This window comes from Bradyrhizobium sp. SZCCHNPS1003 (assembly GCF_032381555.1).
In the GTDB taxonomy this organism is placed as follows: Bacteria; Pseudomonadota; Alphaproteobacteria; order Rhizobiales; family Xanthobacteraceae; genus Bradyrhizobium.
The window spans coordinates 53,520-73,085 of sequence record NZ_JAUHIU010000009.1; the positions used below are offsets into that span (position 1 = coordinate 53,520).

22 protein-coding genes and 1 tRNA gene are annotated in these 19,566 nt (G+C 63.0%); 8 read left to right on the forward strand and 15 right to left on the reverse strand.

What is annotated here, in order from left to right:
• From QX126_RS16000 to QX126_RS16010, 3 genes are read right to left on the reverse strand one after another with little or no spacing between them, the layout of a single operon-like run.
• Positions 1–618, reverse strand: coding sequence for an HD family hydrolase (locus QX126_RS16000; RefSeq protein ID WP_315782176.1), 618 nt, complete (start codon positions 616–618; stop codon positions 1–3).
• The gene (locus QX126_RS16005; RefSeq protein WP_315782177.1) at positions 615–1,244 is read right to left on the reverse strand and encodes a DNA-3-methyladenine glycosylase I; all 630 of its coding nucleotides are present in this window, start codon (positions 1,242–1,244) and stop codon (positions 615–617) included. The genes QX126_RS16000 and QX126_RS16005 overlap by 4 nt, the downstream gene beginning before the upstream one ends.
• A gap of 9 nt (positions 1,245–1,253) precedes the next feature.
• A complete protein-coding gene (locus QX126_RS16010) occupies positions 1,254–2,138 on the reverse strand; it encodes a folate-binding protein (protein WP_315782179.1) in 885 nt (294 codons plus the stop codon).
• Positions 2,139–2,336: 198 nt separating this feature from the next.
• Here QX126_RS16010 and QX126_RS16015 point away from each other — a divergent pair, with 198 nt between their 5' ends.
• A complete protein-coding gene (locus tag QX126_RS16015; protein WP_315782585.1) occupies positions 2,337–3,671 on the forward strand; it encodes a dihydroorotase in 1,335 nt (444 codons plus the stop codon).
• Between the two features lie 132 nt (positions 3,672–3,803).
• On the opposite strand, the gene QX126_RS16020 is transcribed toward QX126_RS16015, so the two are convergent.
• Entirely contained in the window at positions 3,804–4,325 is a 522-nt protein-coding gene (locus tag QX126_RS16020) for a protein phosphatase CheZ (RefSeq protein WP_315739983.1), read from the reverse strand.
• A gap of 733 nt (positions 4,326–5,058) precedes the next feature.
• Here QX126_RS16020 and QX126_RS16025 point away from each other — a divergent pair.
• The 5 genes from QX126_RS16025 (at position 5,059) to QX126_RS16045 (ending at position 8,760) form a co-directional block, all read left to right on the forward strand.
• A complete protein-coding gene (locus QX126_RS16025) occupies positions 5,059–5,502 on the forward strand; it encodes a CBS domain-containing protein (RefSeq protein ID WP_315739984.1) in 444 nt (147 codons plus the stop codon).
• A 121-nt stretch (positions 5,503–5,623) separates the two neighbouring features.
• Entirely contained in the window at positions 5,624–6,403 is a 780-nt protein-coding gene (locus tag QX126_RS16030) for a class I SAM-dependent methyltransferase (protein ID WP_315782181.1), read from the forward strand.
• Between the two features lie 871 nt (positions 6,404–7,274).
• On the forward strand, positions 7,275–7,736 hold the full coding sequence (locus tag QX126_RS16035) for a hypothetical protein (RefSeq protein WP_315782183.1): 462 nt from the start codon (positions 7,275–7,277) through the stop codon (positions 7,734–7,736).
• Between the two features lie 259 nt (positions 7,737–7,995).
• Positions 7,996–8,319 carry a hypothetical protein gene (locus QX126_RS16040; protein WP_315782185.1) on the forward strand — a complete coding sequence of 108 codons (324 nt, stop codon included), beginning with the start codon at positions 7,996–7,998 and terminating at the stop codon, positions 8,317–8,319.
• 192 nt (positions 8,320–8,511) lie between these two features.
• On the forward strand, positions 8,512–8,760 hold the full coding sequence (locus QX126_RS16045; RefSeq protein WP_315782187.1) for a hypothetical protein: 249 nt from the start codon (positions 8,512–8,514) through the stop codon (positions 8,758–8,760).
• An 852-nt stretch (positions 8,761–9,612) separates the two neighbouring features.
• On the opposite strand, the gene QX126_RS16050 is transcribed toward QX126_RS16045, so the two are convergent.
• The 4 genes from QX126_RS16050 to QX126_RS16065 all read right to left on the reverse strand — a co-directional run bounded on the left by QX126_RS16050 (position 9,613) and on the right by QX126_RS16065 (position 11,484).
• Entirely contained in the window at positions 9,613–9,879 is a 267-nt protein-coding gene (locus QX126_RS16050) for a hypothetical protein (protein WP_315717207.1), read from the reverse strand.
• Positions 9,880–10,047: 168 nt separating this feature from the next.
• Positions 10,048–10,446 (reverse strand): TIGR02301 family protein, encoded by a 399-nt coding sequence (locus QX126_RS16055; RefSeq protein ID WP_315782189.1) that lies wholly within the window; start codon positions 10,444–10,446, stop codon positions 10,048–10,050.
• Between the two features lie 31 nt (positions 10,447–10,477).
• Positions 10,478–10,897 carry an NUDIX hydrolase gene (locus QX126_RS16060; protein WP_315754043.1) on the reverse strand — a complete coding sequence of 140 codons (420 nt, stop codon included), beginning with the start codon at positions 10,895–10,897 and terminating at the stop codon, positions 10,478–10,480.
• 65 nt (positions 10,898–10,962) lie between these two features.
• Entirely contained in the window at positions 10,963–11,484 is a 522-nt protein-coding gene (locus QX126_RS16065) for a hypothetical protein (RefSeq protein ID WP_315782191.1), read from the reverse strand.
• Positions 11,485–11,570: 86 nt separating this feature from the next.
• On the opposite strand from QX126_RS16065, the gene QX126_RS16070 reads away from it, so the two are divergent.
• On the forward strand, positions 11,571–12,341 hold the full coding sequence (locus QX126_RS16070; protein WP_315739988.1) for an SOS response-associated peptidase: 771 nt from the start codon (positions 11,571–11,573) through the stop codon (positions 12,339–12,341).
• A gap of 160 nt (positions 12,342–12,501) precedes the next feature.
• On the opposite strand, the gene QX126_RS16075 is transcribed toward QX126_RS16070, so the two are convergent.
• From QX126_RS16075 to QX126_RS16090, 4 genes are read right to left on the reverse strand one after another with little or no spacing between them, the layout of a single operon-like run.
• Positions 12,502–13,083: an NUDIX domain-containing protein gene (locus QX126_RS16075; RefSeq protein WP_315739989.1), complete on the reverse strand. Its 582-nt coding sequence runs from the start codon at positions 13,081–13,083 to the stop codon at positions 12,502–12,504.
• Between the two features lie 9 nt (positions 13,084–13,092).
• Entirely contained in the window at positions 13,093–13,548 is a 456-nt protein-coding gene (locus QX126_RS16080) for a GNAT family acetyltransferase (protein WP_315782193.1), read from the reverse strand.
• Between the two features lie 15 nt (positions 13,549–13,563).
• A complete protein-coding gene (locus QX126_RS16085; protein ID WP_315782194.1) occupies positions 13,564–14,991 on the reverse strand; it encodes an FAD-binding oxidoreductase in 1,428 nt (475 codons plus the stop codon).
• An 18-nt stretch (positions 14,992–15,009) separates the two neighbouring features.
• Positions 15,010–16,008: an L-threonylcarbamoyladenylate synthase gene (locus QX126_RS16090; RefSeq protein ID WP_315782195.1), complete on the reverse strand. Its 999-nt coding sequence runs from the start codon at positions 16,006–16,008 to the stop codon at positions 15,010–15,012.
• 229 nt (positions 16,009–16,237) lie between these two features.
• Between QX126_RS16090 and QX126_RS16095 the strand changes: the two genes are divergently transcribed.
• Positions 16,238–16,314 (forward strand) — tRNA-Pro (locus QX126_RS16095).
• 731 nt (positions 16,315–17,045) lie between these two features.
• Here the strand turns inward: QX126_RS16095 and QX126_RS16100 are convergent.
• From QX126_RS16100 to QX126_RS16110, 3 genes are all read right to left on the reverse strand, one after another.
• On the reverse strand, positions 17,046–17,507 hold the full coding sequence (locus tag QX126_RS16100) for a hypothetical protein (RefSeq protein WP_315782197.1): 462 nt from the start codon (positions 17,505–17,507) through the stop codon (positions 17,046–17,048).
• Positions 17,504–18,061 carry a hypothetical protein gene (locus QX126_RS16105; protein WP_315782199.1) on the reverse strand — a complete coding sequence of 186 codons (558 nt, stop codon included), beginning with the start codon at positions 18,059–18,061 and terminating at the stop codon, positions 17,504–17,506. Before QX126_RS16105 ends, QX126_RS16100 begins: the two co-directional genes overlap by 4 nt.
• 263 nt (positions 18,062–18,324) lie before the next feature.
• The gene (locus QX126_RS16110; protein ID WP_315782201.1) at positions 18,325–19,539 is read right to left on the reverse strand and encodes a tyrosine-type recombinase/integrase; all 1,215 of its coding nucleotides are present in this window, start codon (positions 19,537–19,539) and stop codon (positions 18,325–18,327) included.
• Between the last annotated feature and the right edge of the window lie 27 nt (positions 19,540–19,566).

Sequence of the window (19,566 nt, forward strand, 5' to 3'; positions counted from 1 at the left end):
TCAGCACGACCCCAGCACCGCGTGGAAACGGGTCAGGAACTGCTTCTCGGCCTTGGCCGCGCTCCAGGGCGTCAAATAGTCCGCCACGGTGGCATCCGGCAGGCCGGGGTCGCGACCGAACAGCTTCTTCGCCTCGCTTTCCGAGAAGCCGGCCAGCCGGGTCGCCTCCAGAAAAGCGGCGCCGCGGTCGGCCGCCTTGATCTGGCGCTCGATCTCAGGAGCAATCTCGGGCGGCAGGCCGAAGCGGATGTGGATCGCCCCGAGCAGCCGCTTCTCGACGCTCTTGTAGCCGTCGCCGAGCACCGCCTTGAATGGCGAGATCATGTCGCCGATGACGTATTCCGGCGCATCGTGCAGCAGCGCGGCGAGCCGCAGCCGGGCATCGATGTTCGGCTTGCGCGCGCGCATCACCGTCTCGACCAGCAGCGTGTGCTGCGCGACCGAGAAGATGTGCGCACCGGTGGTCTGGCCATTCCAGCGCGCGACACGCGCGAGCCCGTGGGCGATGTCGGCGATCTCGACATCGAGCGGCGAGGGATCGATGAGGTTGAGCCGCCGGCCGGACAGCATGCGCTGCCAGACGCGGTCGTGCCCGCTCGGGGCCTTGTCAGTCGTCATTTGGGAGGCTTGAGGCGTGGGCTGCGGCGCTTGCCGCTGCAGGTCTCGTGGCAGAAGCAGGTGACGAGATGGTCGTTGACCATGCCGGTCGCCTGCATGAAGGCGTAGACGATCGTGGGACCGACGAACTTGAAGCCGCGCGAGGCCAGCTCCTTGGAAATCTTGATCGACAGCGGCGTCGAGGCCGGCACGCTCGCGGTGGTCTTGAACTGATTGACCTTGGGCGCGCCGTCCATGAAGTTCCACAGCAGCTTCGAGAAGCCGGGACCCTTGTCCTGGATGTCGAGCCAGGATTTCGCGCTGAGAATCGTCCCTTCGATCTTGGCGCGGTTGCGCACGATGCCGGCATCGTTCATCAGCGCGTGGATCTTCTTGTCGGTGTAACCAGCGATCTTCTCCGGCTGGAAATCATCGAAGGCGCGGCGGAAATTGTCACGCTTGCGCAGGATCGTGATCCACGACAGCCCGGCCTGGAAGCCGTCGAGGATCAGCTTCTCGAACAGCGCGCGGTCGTCATATTCCGGCACGCCCCACTCGGTGTCGTGATAGGCGACATAGAGCGGATCGCTGCCCGGCCAGGGGCAGCGCGTCAGGCCATCGGGATGGACGACAGCAGCGCGACCCATGAGACCGGCTCAGGCGACCGTCTGTTTCGGCGCGCCCTGCAGCGCGTCGGGATCAGCGATGCGCAGAACGAGGCCGCCGGCGGTGAGCGGCGTTCCCGCCTCCAACGCCTCGGCGGCGCGGTCGATGCGCAGCAGCGCCATGCCCTTCTGCGCGGCGGCCGAGCCCATGGTGCCGACGGACTTGTCGCCGGCCAGAATCGGCGTGCCCGGCTCGGGACTCGGCCCGTCGAGCAGCACCTTCGCCGCGCGCGTGCGCGTGGTGCCGCGATGATGCATGCGGCTCACCACCTCCTGGCCGACATAGCAACCCTTGCCGATGTCGACGCCGTGCAGCCGGTCCATGTTGGTCTCGTGCGGGAAGGCATCGCCATACGTGAAGTCGAGCCCGCCGCGCGGCACGCTGCAGTCGATACGATGCGCCTCATAGGCGTCGGTCTCGACGATCTCGGCCCCGAGCCGTGCGGCGATCTCCGCGAGCGCCTCCTGCGGCGCAATGACGCGCGCGCCGAGGCGCTCATGACGCGGATCGACGAAGCTCGGCTCCGGCGTGGCGCCGATGGCGCCATCCCAGACCGCGATCACGCCGAGCTCGCCGGAGCGATTGCTGACCGCGACCTTGGCCCTGAGCTTGTAGAGATTGAGCTTGTCGGTGAGCGCCTGCGCCAGCGCGCGCGGACAGTCGAGCAGGAAGCGCTCGCCGGCGTCGGTCGCCGGCACCTGCGCCACCAGGAAATCAACGATGATCTTGCCCTGCGGCGTCAGCAGCGCGCCGAACCGGGCATCGCCGGGCGTGAGCTTGGTGACGTCGGTGGTGAAGAGACCGTTGAGGAACTTGCGTGCATCGTCGCCGCTGACCTGGACCACGCCCCGGTCGTCGAGAAACGTCGCCTTCATCCGAAAAACCTCTTGCGACAGGCCGCACTGAAACGTAAGCCGCCCAGGCATAAACCACAAGGCTGAAACGCCGCCGCGCGGTGGCTTCATTCTAAAGATCGAGACTCGCGTGCCACCGGAGGCCAGCAAATGGGCAGGCGTGCAGCATGATCGATCTGTCTTGGGGCGGTCAGGAGAATGAAATCCTATGAGGGCTTCATGAGCGCGCGCTTCGACGCCATTCTGAAATCCGGCACCGTGGTCAATCAGGACGGCGAGGGCGTCCGCGACATCGGCATTTCAGGCGGACGCATTGTCGAGATCGGCGATCTCGGCACAGCCTCGGCTGCCGAGATCATCGACTGCAAAGGCCTGCACGTGCTTCCCGGCGTGATCGACACCCAGGTGCATTTCCGCGAGCCTGGCCTCACTCACAAGGAGGACCTCGAAACCGGCTCGCGCAGCGCCGTGATGGGCGGCGTCACCGCCGTGTTCGAGATGCCCAATACGAATCCGCTGACGGTGACCGAAGAGGCGTTCGCCGCCAAGGTCGCTGCCGGCCGCCATCGCATGCATTGCGATTTCGCCTTCTTCATCGGCGGCACCCGCGAGAATGTCGAGCAGCTTCCGGTGCTGGAGCGCGCCGAGGGCTGCGCTGGCGTCAAGGTGTTCGTCGGTTCCTCCACCGGCTCGCTGCTGGTCGAGGATGATGACTCGCTCCGCCGCATCTTCCAGGTGATCCGCCGCCGCGCCGCGTTCCACGCCGAGGACGAGTACCGCCTCAACGAGCGCAAGGATTTGCGCGTCGAGAACGACCCGCGCTCGCACCCGGTGTGGCGCGACGAGGAGGCAGCGCTGCGCGCCACGCAGCGTCTCGTCAATCTCGCGCACGAGACCGGCAAGCGCATCCACGTGCTGCACATCTCCACCAAGGAAGAGATCGTGTATCTGCGCGACCACAAGGACGTCGCCACCGTCGAGGCGACGCCGCATCATCTCACCTTGGCGGCGCCGGAGTGCTACGAGCGGCTCGGCACCTACGCGCAGATGAATCCGCCGGTGCGATCAGTCGATCATCGCGACGTCATCTGGTGGGGCGTCCACCAGGGCATCGTCGACATCTTAGGCTCCGACCACGCGCCGCACACCGCGGAGGAGAAGTCCAAGACCTATCCGGCCTCGCCCTCCGGCATGACCGGCGTGCAGACGCTGGTGCCGATCATGCTCGACCACGTCAATGCCGGCCGGCTGTCGCTGCAACGTTTCGTCGATCTCACCAGCGCCGGCCCCGCCCGCATCTACAACATCGCCCGCAAGGGCCGCATCGCCGCCGGCTACGACGCCGACCTCACCATCGTGGACCTGAAGCGCAGCGAGACCATCACCAACGAATGGGTCGCCTCGAAAGCCGGCTGGACGCCGTATGATGGCCTACGCGTCACCGGCTGGCCGGTCGGCACGTTCGTCCGCGGCCAGCGCGTGATGTGGCAGGGCGAGCTGCTGACGCCAGCGACCGGCGAGCCGGTACGCTTCATGGAGACGCTGCGGCCGTAACGGCGCTGCGCGTTAGTTTGCTCCGTCATTGCGAGCGCAGCGACGCAATCCAGAGTCCTTGCGCGGCCCTGGATTGCTTCGTCGCTCTGCTCCTCGCAATGACGCGGAGCGGGCATCACGCCCGGCCGTCGTTCACGCGAACAGCTTGTCGATGTCGTCCTGGGAAATCGCCACGCCGGGCCGCTTCGGGCCCTCCAGCAAGTCTGGGACGCTCGAGGGGGCAGCAAGCTCGGTGGCCAGCCGCGCCAGCTCCTCTTTTCCCCAGATGCGGACGAGCTTGTTGATGTGGTCCTCCATGAACTGCAGCGACTTGACCACCCGCGTGATCCGCTGCCCTGTGAGGTCCTGGAACGCGCACGCCTCGAACACCTTGTTCGTGCTGTCGACGATCTCGTCGCTGACCGCCGCGGCCGTCGGGTCTTTGACGCTCTGCAACTTCGCGACGCTGGCGCCGATCGCCTCCATGCTTTCGAGGATCGCGTTCCCGGCCACCTCCGTATTCTCGACGATCGCGTCGAGGGTGTCGGTCATCGTCGCGAAACTGCCCTTGCCGTCGCCTTGAAGAGCGGCGAGTTCGCGCCGCATGCTGCTAATCTGGCCGAACATCTCGACCAGGTACGTTTTCAGCAACCTCTCTTCTTCCGGCGCAATCATCAGAAATCCCCGACTTTTCCTTAACGTTTCCTTACCAATTCTTCACGCGGCAGTTGCGAACCCCGGCCTGCGCTTCTGTGAAGGCATTTCGGATTTCGCTTCGGCGGTGACCGGCTCGCGACGCGGCTATCGAGATTTCGCGTAAGCTCGAAACGGCACTGTGGTCAGGTAGGTGAAGATCAGCGACCCATTTTTGCCCGTTTTCGTTAAGGGCGCATGTTCATTCACGTCAAAGCCTTCAAATTGCTTTGTGAAGAGTTTCCGAGCGACATGGCTGCCGAGGGGGCCGTTGGGCAGTTCTCGGTCTGCTGTCGGTTTCCGCGACGCCGGGACGGCCTTTGGAGCCTGGATGTCCGACCGGGCGTCACGACAGGAGGCAGGCGGCGGCGGCCGGCCAAGACGAATGCGAATGTCCGCTGCCAGGGACGACGCGGACGTGGGGGAGAAATTCCAGTACGCCGCCTCTTGACCCAGAGCTCTCTACTGACCGCGATCGTCGATCGACTTGCGTTTTGCCGAGCAACATTTTTGCCGGCACCCGATGGTTCCGCTCTCGGGGACGACCTGACGTCTGCAATCCCAGGAATCGCTAGGCCGCCTGTGACCCCGATCATCGTTCGGTTCGCGGCCAGGCGCACCGCATCGGCGAGGCGCTGACGAAGCCGGATATTTCGACTATCCTGCCATCCGGACCATCAAGGCGGGGCAGGACGGGGTCCAGGAGGGGACATCGATGAGCACAGTAAGAAGCGCGCTGGCCCAGAAGAGTGGCGCCCTGATCCATGTTCGTTCCGACGACATGGTCGTCGAAGCCTTGCGCCAGATGCGCGACAATCGGGTCCGGTCGGTGCTCGTCATCGACGACGGCGCGCTGGTCGGCATCGTGACGCAGGGGGACTGCGCCATCAAAGTGCTGTTGCCCGGGCTCGATGCGAAGCAGACGCCGGTGGGTCAGGTGATGACGGGCAACCCGGTGACGGTCAAGCCGGACCACCGGCTGGACAGTTGCATGGCGATGATGGCTCAACGTGGCTTTCGCCATCTGCCGGTGCTGGACGCGGGCAAGGTCGTGGGCGTGATCTCGGTCGGAGACGTCGTCAAGAACATCATCCGGGATCTGGAGCACAACGTCGACGATCTGATGGGCTACATCATGAAGGACGGCCCCGGGGGCTGACGGACGAACGTGGTGCCGTCGTTCTCCGCCGATATCTGCTTTTGACCCGAAGCGGAAGTGGGCTGTTGGACGGCAGACGCCGCTCAGGTTATGTTACCTAGCCGCCAAAAGGGGGCAAACGATGGAGCAGCGTTTCACATTCGATCAGGTCGCGAACGTATACAGGGCCTCACGACCCGACTACCCTGAGGCTCTGATTGACGATGTCATGTCATTTGCAAACCTAGAGCCAACCGATGCCGTTCTTGAAATTGGCTGTGGAACGGGTCAAGCAACAAAAAGCTTTGCGCAGCGGGGTTTGCAGATCGTCGCCATTGATCCCGGATCGGAAATGATCCGCTACGCGCGCGAGACTTTGGCGAGTTTTGCCAACGTGAAACTAGCCGAGGCTACTTTCGAGGCGTGGCCAGCTGGAAATTCAGTGTTCGCTCTAATCTTTGCGGCACAGGCGTGGCACTGGGTATCCCCGGAAGTGCGGTTCGTAAAAGCCGCCCAATTGCTTTCGACGAACGGAACACTAGCGGTGTTCGGGCACGCTCCCGTCGGACTACCCTCACACTTAGTGGGACGGTTTAAGAAAATCTGGCTACGCCACACGGGCTCGTGGGGGCCGCCGCCCGAAGCTTGGTACCTACCGAATGGCCCCTTTAAGGACTGGTTTGACCGGTCCCGGTTGTTCGGGCCCGTAGAGCACAAGTGCTATCCGTGGAAATGGCAGCACACGACATCCAGCTACACGGACTTACTCAGCACGCGGTCGGACGTTCGGTTACTCGGGGCAGAGACGCGTGAAGACTTGCTCGACGAAATTGCAGAAGTAATCGACGATGAAGGAGGCAGCCTCGACATCGAATATGAAACGCATCTCTACATTGCTCATCGTATTGATGGCGACAAATAGCCGTTCGCGTTAGCCCATTTGTCGCGTTCACTTCCGGTTCTGGCCCATCTCGGACCTTCCGATCGGCCCCGGCTGACGTCGGCTGCTGGGGCTCAACCGAAAGTAGGCGTTCGCGGGAGCGGAGGGCTGCTTGTGACCCGAAGCGGACCTGGGATCGTCGCGAACGCTTACAGCTACATCTTACTACGAATAAATTCCAGGGCGGTTCCCACAACTGAAAAACCCGAGAGAACAAGGAACCGGCAGAACTTCCTCTACCGAGAAAGGCGAAACAGATCCCGGCAACAAGTATTGCCAAAACCATCACACCTCTTCCTGCCCACCAGATGCCAAATTTCTCTGTTGACCATGTATCGGCAGCTAACGAAAAGCCTGGTTGCAAACGCCGCATTCGTCTGTCGGCGAGCACGATTCGGAGTGCCGTAGCGACGGCCGCCACGAACGCGAACAAGATTTTAGCTGTTACATTGTCGTCGAACATCGCACAGTCAGCCAAAATCGTTTATCCGCCAGTCGCTCTTACTTACTGCGCGGCGTGTAAAACAGCGTCTACAGAAATAAGAAAGCTTGAGAGATTGCAGCGCATCGTTTGGAACTGGCCCATGGCTGCCGACTCGCAGCACTGCGGAAAGCCGGCAATTATCTGGGATACACCGACCATAGCGCCAACCCCTTCCGGAAGGATCGCATATGGCCCGGCAAAAAAGCCGTCAGGTCCATGCCATGTCGGTTATTCGAGGTTGTGCAAGAAAGATTTGCTCGCGATGAGAATTTCAGTCTTTGACCCAAAGCGGAATTTGCGCAGGCTCCACTGCCAAGACTGTTAATCAGCTGCCCGCTAGTCTTTGCGGTTGAGAATTTGGGCTATCCTATGCGGAAGTTCGTCAAAATCGCGATTGTCGTTTGCCTGTCTGTGGCGGCGGTTCCTGCCGTACTATTCGCGTGGATTTGGTACAAGACTGCTCAAGTTGACAGTTTCTACCAAGAACGTCCCCTATTGCGCGCTATGCGCGCCGCCGTGCAAAAGACGGGCGGTGGAGACTCCGTACCGGCTCGCGAAGCGCTTTTTCAGATGATGCCGCTGGGAGCAAATAAAGAGGCAGCCATCGCTGTGCTCAGCAAAGAAGGACTTGGCTGTCAGGCTGTTACTGACGCTTGGATGCGTCAGCGCTTGTCGAATAGCCCGGACGTTAGTCGGACGAGCAAGGAATGGGTGGACTGTCAGTTGGAAACACAAAGTGTCATTGGCTACGTCCACTGGGTCGTGGACTTGGAATTTGAGGCCGAGCACCTGAGCGATGCACGCGTAACGATCCTGTACTTGTCCCTCTAATGGCTAGATGCATGAGTAAGAACTTCCGCAATTGGCCCATCTCGGACCTTTCGATCGTCGCGTGTGATGTCCGCTCGGGGGCCTCAACCGGAAGTAATCCACGGCGGGACCGAAAGGCGGCTTTTGACCCGTTACGGACATGCTGCTCAGGCCACCGCAAATCGATGCGATTCGAACCGGGCGCTTAATCACGCGGTAGTGGTCGCTCGTTCATATTTTGCAGACTGCAGCCTCTCTGTAAAAAGATTGGCACAGCGAAATGAGTCACTCAGCCATTGATGCCGACGTTCGTGTCTGGGCGGAAAAGCATTCCCTGGGCATCAACTACGGTTGGGCAGGTCGCGAACTATGGGGCACGTACCTTTCGAGCGCTGCAGGCGATTGCTTCCAAGTTTGGGTTGAACCAACTCCGAACGGGCGGATAGGCGTTCATGCCAATTGGATTGATGGACCGAACGAATTAGATCCTGAACCGGCCCGAGAATGGGTGGTCGAGGAGAGTGACTTACAGAATGCGCTTGAACAGGCGTACGAGCAGGTTATCGACTGGATGGCTCCATCTGATCGCGCCAGCCATGTCTGACATTGGCCCATAACGGATCTGGTCGCCGGCTCGCGTGAAGGTCTGCTTCTGATGCTCAACCGGAAGCAGGGGCCCGGGAACAGCGCTCCGACACGGCTGTATTTTGCTGTTTTCTTAGGGTTGAGGAAACCGGTTCGCGCTATTCGTCTGTGACCTTCAAGACGGTACGGCTGGCCCCAAGGATAATGTCTGGTGTACTTCATTGCCTTTATTATCGTGGTCGTCTTGACTGCCGTGGTGTCCCAGCGGCTGGCAGCGCGGCGGCGGGCGCTTTGGCCTGTATTCTGCGCGGCAATTCTTGAGTTTGGGTTGATTGGACTTAGTCATGTTCAAGACAACCAGGAGCTTGGTCCCTCCGCGACGATCCATCTCATGGCGCTTACGGCCGCTTTTATCGGCGGCTGGTTTCTTGGCGTCATTGGCGGAATGGATTGGGACTGAAGCGCCGCAAGAAATGCAAAGCAAAAAGCCCGTCGGGCGAATCAGTCGCGCGATCTTGTTTGCAACGCCGTCGTTCGCGCTCGCCGCAACTACACGAAACACCTGTGCCGAAACGGCAATTTTGCGTATTGTCTCAACGTGATCGCGCCCGCAGCATCTTCCGGGCGAAAGATTTAACTTTCGTATTTCCAGAATATGTGTCTATCCTCCACCCATCCCGCCTCAACGAGAGGGGCGTACGCGCGGTCGTCACGAGACGCGAGGCGGGCAGGCGGTGGACGCGTCGGGTTGCAGCGTGGCTTTGGCTGCGCGGACGAACAATCCCGATGCGGACGTGAAGTCGCGTGGTCCTGGCCTCCCGATGCCGAGGTCAAGCCTGAGCGTGATGCGAGAGCATCGGCGCAGGCGATGGGGGCAATCAAGCCGGTTCCCAGGGAGAGCTCGAAAGAAGCGTTAAAACCATCGCGCAGGGAAGGCTGGGCTCATCCGGCTGCACCTGTGGTTCCTGCCCCGTGCACTTTTGTTCGCACGGGGGCCATGGGCGTCAGCCGACGCCCAGCCTTCCCTGCGCCCTCGATTGAATGAGGGCCGAACGTCGGTCATCGCTCGGACGCATCGCGCCGCGAGGACGATGAGGCGTGTCTCGATGCTGTTTGAGATGTGGAGACGGATCTCGGCCCCGATGGGCGCTCTCCGTTTTGGCTCCGTCATTGCGCTCGCAATGACGCGGAGTTTGTCGACGTAGTTGTCGTAGCCTGGACGAGCGCAGCGATATCCGGGTTCAACGAGGCTGCGGATGAGACCCCGGATGTCGCTGCGCGCATCCGGGCTACGCGCGAGGAGCGGGAGACCCTACTGCGTCGCGCGCGACAGGGAGAACTCGCCGTTGCGGACGCGCTCCGGCAGGCCTTCGACGAAGGTCGCCACCGCGTCCTCGCCATAGGTGGTGACGAGTTCGGCCAGCGCCGCGAACAGGCTGGCCTGCGCCAGGCAGTCGCCGTCGACGCCGTCATGGCGCGCTTCCGCCCAGGCTTCGTTGAGGTAGCTGAGCGCGGCCTGCTTCTGCTCGTGGTCGGGCAGGACGGCGGGGAGGGCGCTGAAAGTGACGGGAAAGCTCATTGAATTCAGTCTGGCGGGGCCGCGAGGCGCGTTGAATTCCGAACGCGGACGCGCCGGACCAGTGAGGTTTACCACGCAGGCGGCGGACGCCTAGGCCAGTTCTTTAGGAAAGGTTAACAAGGTTAACGCAAACGTGGATAACGCCCGCGCGCCGTCAACCATGAGCCGTCAGTTGGCGTAGCGCGCCGTGAGGTCGCGCGAGATCTTCGAGCCCTCGTCGATGTAGCGGCGGATCGCCACCATCGCCGCCGGCGTGCAGGTCCGGTAGGTCTGCTGAAAGCCGTTATAGCCGCGGTTGAAGCCGGCGATCATCCGGGCGCGGCGTTCGCCCGACGGCGTCTCGGCATCGATCAGGGCCTGCATCTGGTTGCGCCATTTGGCGCCTTCATTGCTGCCGCAGATGCCGCGGAGGTAATGCAGGGTTCCGAGGATTTCGGCCAGCCGCTGCAGATCGCCATCGAACGGCGCGGCCGCATCCTGCGCGCGCGCCGGCACAATGGCGCAGGCGGCAACGAGCATGAGGGCGGCCAGGAGGCGCTTGGGGATCATGGGGAACACCGACGTCATATGCCTTTGCCGGACGGCGGACGCAAGGCGCCTACACCAGGGTCCGTGCGGCGGCGATGATCTCCGGCAGTCCGTCAGTCAGCGTGAGGCCCTCGAGCGCATCGGGGAGGCGCCACTGAAAGTCGTCCAGTTCCGGGTTGAGCCGGGGCTCTCCGGCCTGCCAGCGGGCCGCAAAGGGAAGGATCACATAGTGGCCGCCGCCGCCCTGGGCCGGCAGGACCTCGCGCCATCCGGCCAGCCCGACAATTGCGATCGAGAGTGCGGTTTCCTCCATGACCTCGCGCGCGACGGCCTCGTGCAGGGTTTCGCCGAGCTCCACCCGGCCGCCGGGCAGCGTGTAGACGCCCTTGGCGGGGGAACGCGCCCGGCGCACCAGCAGGAGCTTGCCGTCGCGGAAGATGGCGGCGCTGACGGCGAGTTGGGGGTGGCGGGGCGGCGTCGGGGCGGTCATGCCAATGGCTCCAGGCGTGGTCTGCACCGTAGCGTGAAGACGACCGGGCCGGCAGCCCGTGCTGCTCAGAAGCTTGCCATGATGGCGTCGACGGCGTCGACCTCGTCGACCGGGTCAGGGTCGACCTCGATGTCGCCATTGATGATGCCGCCGGCCTGCGTCACCAGCGGCTTGACCCACGCCGCGGCCTGCTCGGCGAGCTTGGCCTTGGTGGCGTCCTGCCTGGCAGCGCGCATCGCGCTGCCGACCGCGAGCAGGATGTCGGTCATGGTCTTCGTGAGATGATCGAACTTGTCGCGAATCGCCGGGTCGGCCTGCTCATAGGCCTCGATGACGAGATCGCGGGCCTTGAAATTGGTGTGCGTGAAATGTTCTGGATAGGTCAGCGGCGACCACGCCAGAAAATCCTCGGCGCATTCCGGAATATCGGGAATCATTTCGAGCAGCATCACGGCTTCGTTGAAATGATTCAGATAGTCGGTGGCGAGCCCGGTGCGCGGATTGATGTTGGCGGCGCGCAGCATCGCGGCCCGCGCCGGGTCAATGGCGCTGCCCGCCGGTCGTTGGGTCGTGCGATCGGTAGGCACGGAATGGGTCGCCGCTGCGGTCATCCGCTGCAGTGTTGGCAACCTAAGTTAAAAGGTGCTGAACACACGACGATTTGAGTGAGATTATGTGTGGACGCTTCGTGATCACTTCACCACCTGCGGCTCTCAGGCAGATTTTCGGCTACGAGGAGCAGCCGAACTTTCCGCCGCGGCACAATATTGCTCCGACGCAGCCGATTCCCGTAGTTCTTCTGGACCAGGACATCAGGCATTTTCGGCTCATGCGCTGGGGATTCATTCCTGCCTGGGTCAAGGATCCCCGTAATTTCACGCTGCTGATCAATGCGCGTTCGGAGTCCGTACGCGAGAAGCCGGCGTTCAAGAATGCGATCCGGCGGCGCCGCGTGCTAGTGCCCGCTGATGGATATTACGAGTGGCAGGTGATCGATGGTCGCAAGCGGCCGTTCTTCATCCACCGCAGTGACGGCGCGCTGCTCGGCTTCGCGGCCCTCGCCGAGACCTGGTGCGGGCCGAACGGCGAGGAGGTCGATACGGTGGCGATCGTCACCGCAGCTGCGAGCCGCGATCTCGCCACGCTGCATCATCGTGTTCCCGTGACGATCAGGCCGGATGATTTCGCGCTGTGGCTCGACTGCCGTTCCGATGATCCTGACGAGGCCATGCGGCTGCTGATCCCGCCTCGCGAGGGCGAGTTCGCGTGGTACGAGGTCTCCACGCGCGTCAATGCGGTGGCCAACGACGATGAGCAGCTGTTGCTGCCGATGACCGCGGAGATGCGCGCCGCCGAGGACGCGCAGCGCAAGCCGGCGAAGAAGGTTGCATCTCGTAAAGTTTCGCCTGCGGCTGCGGATGACGGGCAGGGGAGTTTGTTCTGAGGCGGGATATATCGACAGAGAAGATCGTCATCCCCGCGAAAGCGGGGATCCAGTACGCCGTGGCCTCTCGTGCCGAAACGGCTGCCGGTGGAAGACTGGGTCCCCCGCCTTCGCGGAGGACGACAGAGAAGCAAGACCCGCGACCGAGCGTTGGCCGCGCTCAGCCAAAGATCCTCAGCGCGGCGTGCTGCAGCAGCATGATGGTCTTGGCGTCCTGGATGCGGCCGTCGGCGATCATCGCCAGCGCGTCGTCGATCGAGAGTTCCAGCACCTCGATCTCCTCGCCCTCATGCGCGAGCCCGCCGCCGGCGCTGACGCGCATGCGAGGCTCGTATTCGGCGACGAAGAAATGGATCTTCTCGGTGACGACGCCCGGGCTCATGAACGCCTCGAACACGAACTTGACGTCGTGCAGCCGGAACCCGGTCTCCTCCTCGGCTTCGAGCCGGATGCGCTCCTCCGGCGAGGCATCGTCGAGCAGGCCGGCGGCGGCCTCGATCAGGAGATCGTCGTAGCCATTGAGGAAGGCGGGATAGCGGAACTGCTTGACCAGGATGACGCTGCGCTGCGCGAGGTTGTAGGGGAGGATCGCCGCGGCGTTGCCGCGCTCGAACACGTCGCGGCTCTGCATCTGCCACGTGCCGTCGTCGCGCCGCCACTCGAACTTCGTCGAGGTCAGCGTCCCGTAATGGTCGGAGAGCACGCGCGTCTCGTGCACGCGGATGCGGTCGGAGATGCTCATGCTGAACCTCTATTTCATGCCGGGCGTGGGCGCGCGGCCGTCGAGCCATTTCGAGAACACGACGCTGTCCTGCACGGCATAGTCGAGCGTCTGGTAGAACGCCTGCACCGCGGTGTTGTCGCCGCGCACCATCAGCATCAGCTTGGCGACGCCGCGTGCGCGCAGCCAGTCCTCGGCCGCGGCCATGATGGCGCGGCCATGGTTGTGGCCGCGATGCTCGGGATCGACGCTGACGTAGTAGACCCAGCCGCGATGGCCGTCATGGCCGACCATGACGGAGGCTGCGATCGCGCCGCCGCTGCGGCCGACCAGGACGGTCGCATTGTCGCCGCGGCGGGCGAGCGCGATGTCGGCGGCCGGATCGTTCCACGGCCGCGTCAGGCCGCAGCGCTGCCACAATGCGATGATGGCGGGCGCGTCGGCATCGGTGATGTCGGAAATGATGAGAGCAGGAGCAGTGTCCATGGGAGCGTCGAAAGCCTAGAGCACCTTGCCGGGATTCATGATCCCGAGCGGATCGAATTGCGCCTTGATCGCGCGCATCAGCGCGATCGCGGTCGGATCCTTCACGTCAGGCAGCTCGTCGCGTTTGAGCACGCCGATGCCGTGCTCGGCCGAGATCGAGCCGCCCATGCGCAGCACGATCTCGAACACGACAGCATTCACCTCGTGCCAGCGGGCGAGATAGTCGGCGGTGTTGGCGCCGATCGGCTGGCTGACATTGTAATGGATGTTGCCGTCGCCGAGATGACCGAACGGCACCGGCCGCGCACCGGGCATCAGCTTCACGACGGCGGCGTTGGCTTCCACGATGAACGCCGGCACCGCCGCAACGGGCACCGAGATGTCGTGCTTGATCGAGCCGCCCTCCGGCTTCTGCGCCGCCGAGATGTCCTCGCGCAGCTTCCAGAACGCCATGCGCTGGGCGAGGCTGCCGGCGATCGCGGCGTCGTCGACGATGCCGTCCTCGAGGCCCTTCTCCAGGATCGTCTCCAGCGTGGCGCGGGCATCGTCGCGCGACGACGACAATTCCATCAGCACGAACCACGGATGAGCGCCCGACAGCGGCGCGCGGTTGCCGGCCGCGTGGCGGATCGAGAAGTCGAGCGCGATCGCGGCGATCAGCTCGAAGCTCGTCAGGTTGCCGGCGGCCTCGCGTTGCGCGATCGCCAGCAGCTTGAGCGCGTCCTCCGGCGACTTGAGGCCGACGAAGGCGGTCTCGATCGCGCGTGGCCTCGGAAACAGCTTCAGGCTCGCCGCGGTGATGATGCCGAGCGTGCCCTCGGCGCCGATGAACAGATTGCGCAGATCGTAGCCGGTGTTGTCCTTCTTCAATTTCGACAGCGCGTTGAGCACGCGCCCGTCGGCCAGCACCACCTCGACCCCCAACGCCATCTCGCGCGCCACGCCATAGGCCAGCGCGGCGGTGCCGCCGGCGTTGGTCGAGAGATTGCCGCCGATGGTGCAGCTGCCCTCGGCACCGAGCGACAGCGGAAACAGCCGGTCGACCTCGGCGGCCTTCTGCTGCGCGACCTGCAGCACGACACCGGCCTCGGCGATCATGGTGTTGGAGGCGGTGTCGACCTCGCGGATCTTGTCCATGCGCTTCAGCGACACCACCACCTCGCCATTGTGCGGCGTCTGGCCGCCGACGAGACCGGTGTTGCCGCCCTGCGGCACCAGCGCGATGCGGTGCTGACTGGCAAGCTTGCAGATTGCCGCGACCTCGGCGGTCGAGCCCGGGCGCAGCACCAGCGGCGAGCGGCCGTGGAACAGGTTGCGCTCCTCGGTGACGTAGGGGGCGACGTCGGTCTCCGCCGTCAGCGCCTGGCGCTCGCCGACGATGGCGGCGAATTGCGCGATCAAATCGGGCGGCAGCGGCGGCAGGGCAGGCTGGCTGATGTTCATGGTCAGTCGCTTCCAGTGTTATCTCGGCGCGGCGGCGCGGCGCAGCCGGTCGTTGATGGCCTCGCCCAGTCCGTCGTTCGGGATCGGCATCACCGCGATGCTGCGCGCACCCCTGGCATCGAGGCTGCGAAGATAGCCGAAAAGATGCATCGCCGCCTCCGCTGGATCGCCCAAGGGCGAGAGGTTCAGGATCGCGGCGGCTTGGTCGGCCCCGGGCAAGGTCACCGGACCGAAGGCGAGCAGCGCCTCGCCGGCCGCGACCTCGCTGGCGTCGAGGCGGACGGCGGCGCGCGGCGCATAGTGGGAGGCCAGCATGCCCGGCGCCAGCGGCTGCTCGGACGTATCGGTCTCCGCGGCGGGCCGCGCCAGCGCACGGCCGAGCACCGCCTCGATCGCCTCGCTGGGAACCCCGCCCGGGCGCAGCAAGGTCGGCTCGTCGAAGCAGCCGACGATGGTCGATTCGACACCGACCTCGACCGGCCCGCCGTCCAGGATCAGGTCGATTCGTCCCGAGAGATCTGCCGCAACATGAGCCGCGGTGGTCGGCGACACGTGGCCGGAGATGTTGGCGGAGGGCGCCACCACGGCGCCGGCGAACGCCGCGAGCAGCGCTCGCGCGATCGGATGCGAGGGAATGCGGATCGCGACCGTGTCGAGACCGGCCGTCGCGAGATCTGCGACCGCGCAGCCCGCGGCCTGCGGCACCACCAAAGTCAGCGGTCCCGGCCAGAACGCGGCGGCCAGACGCTCGGCGGTGGCATCGAAGCGGCCGATGCGCTGCGCCGCCGCGATGTCGGCGACATGGGCGATCAACGGATTGAAGGCGGGCCGGCCCTTGGCCTGATAGAGGCGGGCGATGGCCGCGGCATTGGCCGCATCGGCGCCGAGGCCGTAGACGGTCTCGGTCGGGAACGCGACCAGTCCGCCGCGCGCGAACGTCGCCGCGGCTTGCGCGATTCCAGCCGCGTCGGCGGGCAGGATCCTGGTCTCGATCGCTTGCATGTCTGGGGCGGGCATCGATGGTACGGGACGGCAGTGGCTTCCGCGCTCGGCTATAGCGGGCGCGGACGTTCGAATGAAGCGCGCAAATCGCCTGTCGCATTGCGCTCGCGCCATGGCCGCCGGACAAAGCCCCACGGCCTCAAGCGGTTAACCCCTCTGCCGACGATCAGCGATTTCGATGCGATTTCCTGCCTTGTGTCCTTGCGAAGACGGAAACCCAACGCTATAAGCCGGCTTCCCAAGTCGGAGCGTGGCTCAGCCCGGTAGAGCACTGCGTTCGGGACGCAGGGGTCGCAGGTTCGAATCCTGCCGCTCCGACCATTTTTCCCCTGCAGTTATAGTGTTTTCTGTTGCGCCGATTTGTTCCCACTCGTCTGGGGTACAGGTTGGGGTACAGATTGAGACCGTTTCTCAGCCTCATCCGCTTCACCAGCACACCCCGATTATCGATGAAGTTTCTTGGCGACGATCCTCTTGCTGGACGCGGGCAGGGTCGTCGGCGCGATCTCGATCGGAGACGTCGTAAAGAACATCATCCGGATTTGGAGCACAACGTGGACGACTTGATGGGCTGCCTCATGAAGGACGGCCCTGGCGGCTGACAGACGAACCGCCGTGCCGTCGCTCCACCTACGTCTGCTTCTGAGCCCATTACGACCCTGGCCGCCAGCTCGCGCGAAGGTCTGTCTCTGACCCAGTGGGACCTTTGCAGTCAATTTGCTGGAGTCCGCTTTCAGCCCCATTACGGACGTGGACTACCTGTCCACGGCGGCGTGGCCGGCCGGCTGATGGCACACCCGTGAGTACCCCCAGCTTCGGAAATCCCTCTCCGTGCCGGGGACTTACGCTTCATGCCAATCCAGACACTACGAGGCAGTCCGATAAAATATAAAATAGTGAATGACCCGGAGCCGAACCTACACGTCGCATGAACACCGGAAGGGGCTGTGACTAGGTTGGTCACCGAGTTGGTTGGGCCGACCCATTCCGCGCTACATGCGCGCCGAGATAATCCGCTGACTTCAGCGAGGCTACGACATCAGAAATTTAGACTAGGTTCGCCCTTGATCGTTCGGGATCTGGATTTCCGCTTTCGACTCGTCGAACAATTTTCCCAAGTCGGGATTTCTGCTTAAGTCTGTATTGGCCGCTGCAACATACTTGTCGAGCAAAGTCCTCCAAAACATTTGTTCATGGACTCGCGAGAGCTTGGCCCTATCCAGGATTGCTTGCATTGTATTTATCTTATGTACGACGGACTCGGGCGCGTTTCGGTTTCCGAGAAGCATGGGGGCAAAGGGCAACGGCGAGCAGGCTATCAGGAACCAATACATCTGGTACGCGGAGATGGCTTTCAAAAAGAGAATATTCGGAAAGCTGACTGCCAATCCGTCGAGGAAGATCTTCAAGATGACACCTGCCGCTACGCCGATCGCGAGTCTGATCGGGTGAGCCGCGCCGAGCGCCCCCAACACAAGCCGAATCAAAAAACTTTGCGATTGAAAGTCGCTCATGCGGGACGTCCGGCAGCTTGGTTTGTCTGCGGGTCTATTTCAACTATCCCGGATGTCGACGGGGCCACGCGCGTACCGGGTGGAAGGCCGCCGGACTTGCTCTTGGTATTCAAGAATCGAAGCAGTTCTAGCACTTCATTTCGATTGTCGGCGAACCATGCACGCTCTACTCTGATCGCTGTCAGTCTGCTGAAGCCGACAATGGCAACAGTTACAAACCCCATAAAGCAAGCCGCGAGATATTCGTTTGAAACGATCGATATGGCCAAGCAACAGCCCAGGATGACATAGGCGGTAAACGCGTCATGCTTAGACTCTTGGGCATATCGCTCAGCAAGCGTCAGTTCCGCGCGGCTTTCTTCTCGGGAGGTTAGCCATCGCCTCCATCGCAGTTTGGTCGAAGGTAACGTCCACCAGACCAATGCTATTACCAAGTAGACGTACAATAGGCCGCCAAACGCTAGACCGATCTTGAAAGTGTCATAAAACCAAAAACCGACGATCGTTAGGACGATGCCGAGCCCGAGCAGAGCCCAATGCAAAAACATGTCCATAAATCGGACTCCTGCCTTGATTGTGTTCTAACTTAACAACTTGCGGCTGCAGGTGTCTAGGCGTACCTTTCGCCTGCCGTTTTGGGGCCGCGGGCGGCTGCCTTCCGGATTACCCAGTGCGTGAGAAAGTAAGTTCGCTTCGGGTCACGGGCGGCTGTGGCCGGTCGCCTGATGGCACAGCCGATGTACCAACAGCTTCGGAAATCCCTCCTCCATTCTGGGACGACTCAATTGGATCGCCCCGTCACGTCCGCAATTCGCCCTTAACGGACACTCCCGGGCTTTGATGAGAGGTCCGTTGATCGGGGCACAGATTGAGGCTGTTTCGGCGTCTTCGCCTTCTTCGCCGTGATCCCCTCGACTGCACCCTTCATGTGGTCCGGATGATGGTGTCCGTAGACCTCGCGTAGCACTTCAACTGACATCCCGAGATAGCCGGCAGCCTGCCACTCATCGACGCCGGCCTGCATCAGCCAGGTCGCGGCCGTGTGCCGAAGCGTGTGGGGCGTGACCTTGATGTCGACCTTGGCGAGGCGCACCGCAGACGCGAAACCCTTCTTCACCCGCTTGACCGGCAAGCCTCGGTACTCGACGAAGTTCTCGGACACGATGCCCTTGGCCACCCAGCGCCTCATGTGAGCGAGCAGGCGCGGAGGCAGTGGCACGGTCGGCTGCTGCTTCTTGGTCTTGCGCTTGCCGACCGCAAGCCGGTGAAACAGGCCGGCCTCCAGGTCGACATAGGACTTGCCGGCTTCCTTCTTGATCGAGGCAGAGGCAATGGCGCCCGCTCGGGTTCCAGTGTAGCAGCCGATCAGCAGGAAGCGTGCGACGTGCCGCAGCGGTCGTTTGTCGGTGACCACCACCTCTCCCTTCCGTTCGCCGCGGTGGATCGTCTGCAGCTCGCGGTAGCGCCAGGCGGCCCAGATAATGGCGGCGGCCTGGTCGCGTGTAATCCACTCCTGGCGTGCCTCGCCCTTCGGCGGCAGCGTGACGTTGACCGTGCCAAAATGCAGGTTCTGGGCTGAGTGGTTGTTGACCGCCGCCCGCAGGACTTCGAGATCGCGCCTCGCGCCACCCTTGCCGGGCCTGGTTGCGACATAATCTCGGCAGGTCTTTGGATTGATCTCGATCAGGGTCTTGTCGCCCCAGAAATCGTTGAGACGCTCGATGTGTCCGGACAGGTTCTTGTCCGGATTGGCGGCACCTCCCTTGTCCTGGTCGTAGATGGTCAGCACGTCGCCGATCAGTATGTTGGCGATGTCCTTGGCTCGCCGGGTCGGGTCATACTTGTCGGCGATGTATTTGCTCAGGAACTGCTCTGCCTCGATTGGCGGCGTAGTCTCAGCCGCTCCCGCAGCAATTCCTGTGGAGACAACTTTCTGCTTGTCTCGGACGACCCACATTGCCGGTTTGAGTTTGCCTCCCTCTCGTCGCGAAGGTCGCTTGTAGAGACGGGGGCCTTTGCTGTTACGCGACATAACTCTCTCATGGCCTCGATGTTCGCG

Excerpts from the sequence above, each read along its gene's own strand:
- QX126_RS16000 (WP_315782176.1), bottom strand. The coding sequence starts at position 618 with ATGACGACTGACAAGGCCCCGAGCGGGCACGACCGCGTCTGGCAGCGC.
- QX126_RS16005 (WP_315782177.1), bottom strand. The coding sequence starts at position 1,244 with ATGGGTCGCGCTGCTGTCGTCCATCCCGATGGCCTGACGCGCTGCCCC.
- QX126_RS16010 (WP_315782179.1), bottom strand. The coding sequence starts at position 2,138 with ATGAAGGCGACGTTTCTCGACGACCGGGGCGTGGTCCAGGTCAGCGGC.
- QX126_RS16015 (WP_315782585.1), top strand. The coding sequence starts at position 2,337 with ATGAGCGCGCGCTTCGACGCCATTCTGAAATCCGGCACCGTGGTCAAT.
- QX126_RS16020 (WP_315739983.1), bottom strand. The coding sequence starts at position 4,325 with ATGATTGCGCCGGAAGAAGAGAGGTTGCTGAAAACGTACCTGGTCGAG.
- QX126_RS16025 (WP_315739984.1), top strand. The coding sequence starts at position 5,059 with ATGAGCACAGTAAGAAGCGCGCTGGCCCAGAAGAGTGGCGCCCTGATC.
- QX126_RS16030 (WP_315782181.1), top strand. The coding sequence starts at position 5,624 with ATGGAGCAGCGTTTCACATTCGATCAGGTCGCGAACGTATACAGGGCC.
- QX126_RS16035 (WP_315782183.1), top strand. The coding sequence starts at position 7,275 with ATGCGGAAGTTCGTCAAAATCGCGATTGTCGTTTGCCTGTCTGTGGCG.
- QX126_RS16040 (WP_315782185.1), top strand. The coding sequence starts at position 7,996 with ATGAGTCACTCAGCCATTGATGCCGACGTTCGTGTCTGGGCGGAAAAG.
- QX126_RS16050 (WP_315717207.1), bottom strand. The coding sequence starts at position 9,879 with ATGAGCTTTCCCGTCACTTTCAGCGCCCTCCCCGCCGTCCTGCCCGAC.
- QX126_RS16055 (WP_315782189.1), bottom strand. The coding sequence starts at position 10,446 with ATGACGTCGGTGTTCCCCATGATCCCCAAGCGCCTCCTGGCCGCCCTC.
- QX126_RS16060 (WP_315754043.1), bottom strand. The coding sequence starts at position 10,897 with ATGACCGCCCCGACGCCGCCCCGCCACCCCCAACTCGCCGTCAGCGCC.
- QX126_RS16070 (WP_315739988.1), top strand. The coding sequence starts at position 11,571 with ATGTGTGGACGCTTCGTGATCACTTCACCACCTGCGGCTCTCAGGCAG.
- QX126_RS16075 (WP_315739989.1), bottom strand. The coding sequence starts at position 13,083 with ATGAGCATCTCCGACCGCATCCGCGTGCACGAGACGCGCGTGCTCTCC.
- QX126_RS16080 (WP_315782193.1), bottom strand. The coding sequence starts at position 13,548 with ATGGACACTGCTCCTGCTCTCATCATTTCCGACATCACCGATGCCGAC.
- QX126_RS16085 (WP_315782194.1), bottom strand. The coding sequence starts at position 14,991 with ATGAACATCAGCCAGCCTGCCCTGCCGCCGCTGCCGCCCGATTTGATC.
- QX126_RS16090 (WP_315782195.1), bottom strand. The coding sequence starts at position 16,008 with ATGCCCGCCCCAGACATGCAAGCGATCGAGACCAGGATCCTGCCCGCC.
- QX126_RS16100 (WP_315782197.1), bottom strand. The coding sequence starts at position 17,507 with ATGAGCGACTTTCAATCGCAAAGTTTTTTGATTCGGCTTGTGTTGGGG.
- QX126_RS16105 (WP_315782199.1), bottom strand. The coding sequence starts at position 18,061 with ATGGACATGTTTTTGCATTGGGCTCTGCTCGGGCTCGGCATCGTCCTA.
- QX126_RS16110 (WP_315782201.1), bottom strand. The coding sequence starts at position 19,539 with ATGTCGCGTAACAGCAAAGGCCCCCGTCTCTACAAGCGACCTTCGCGA.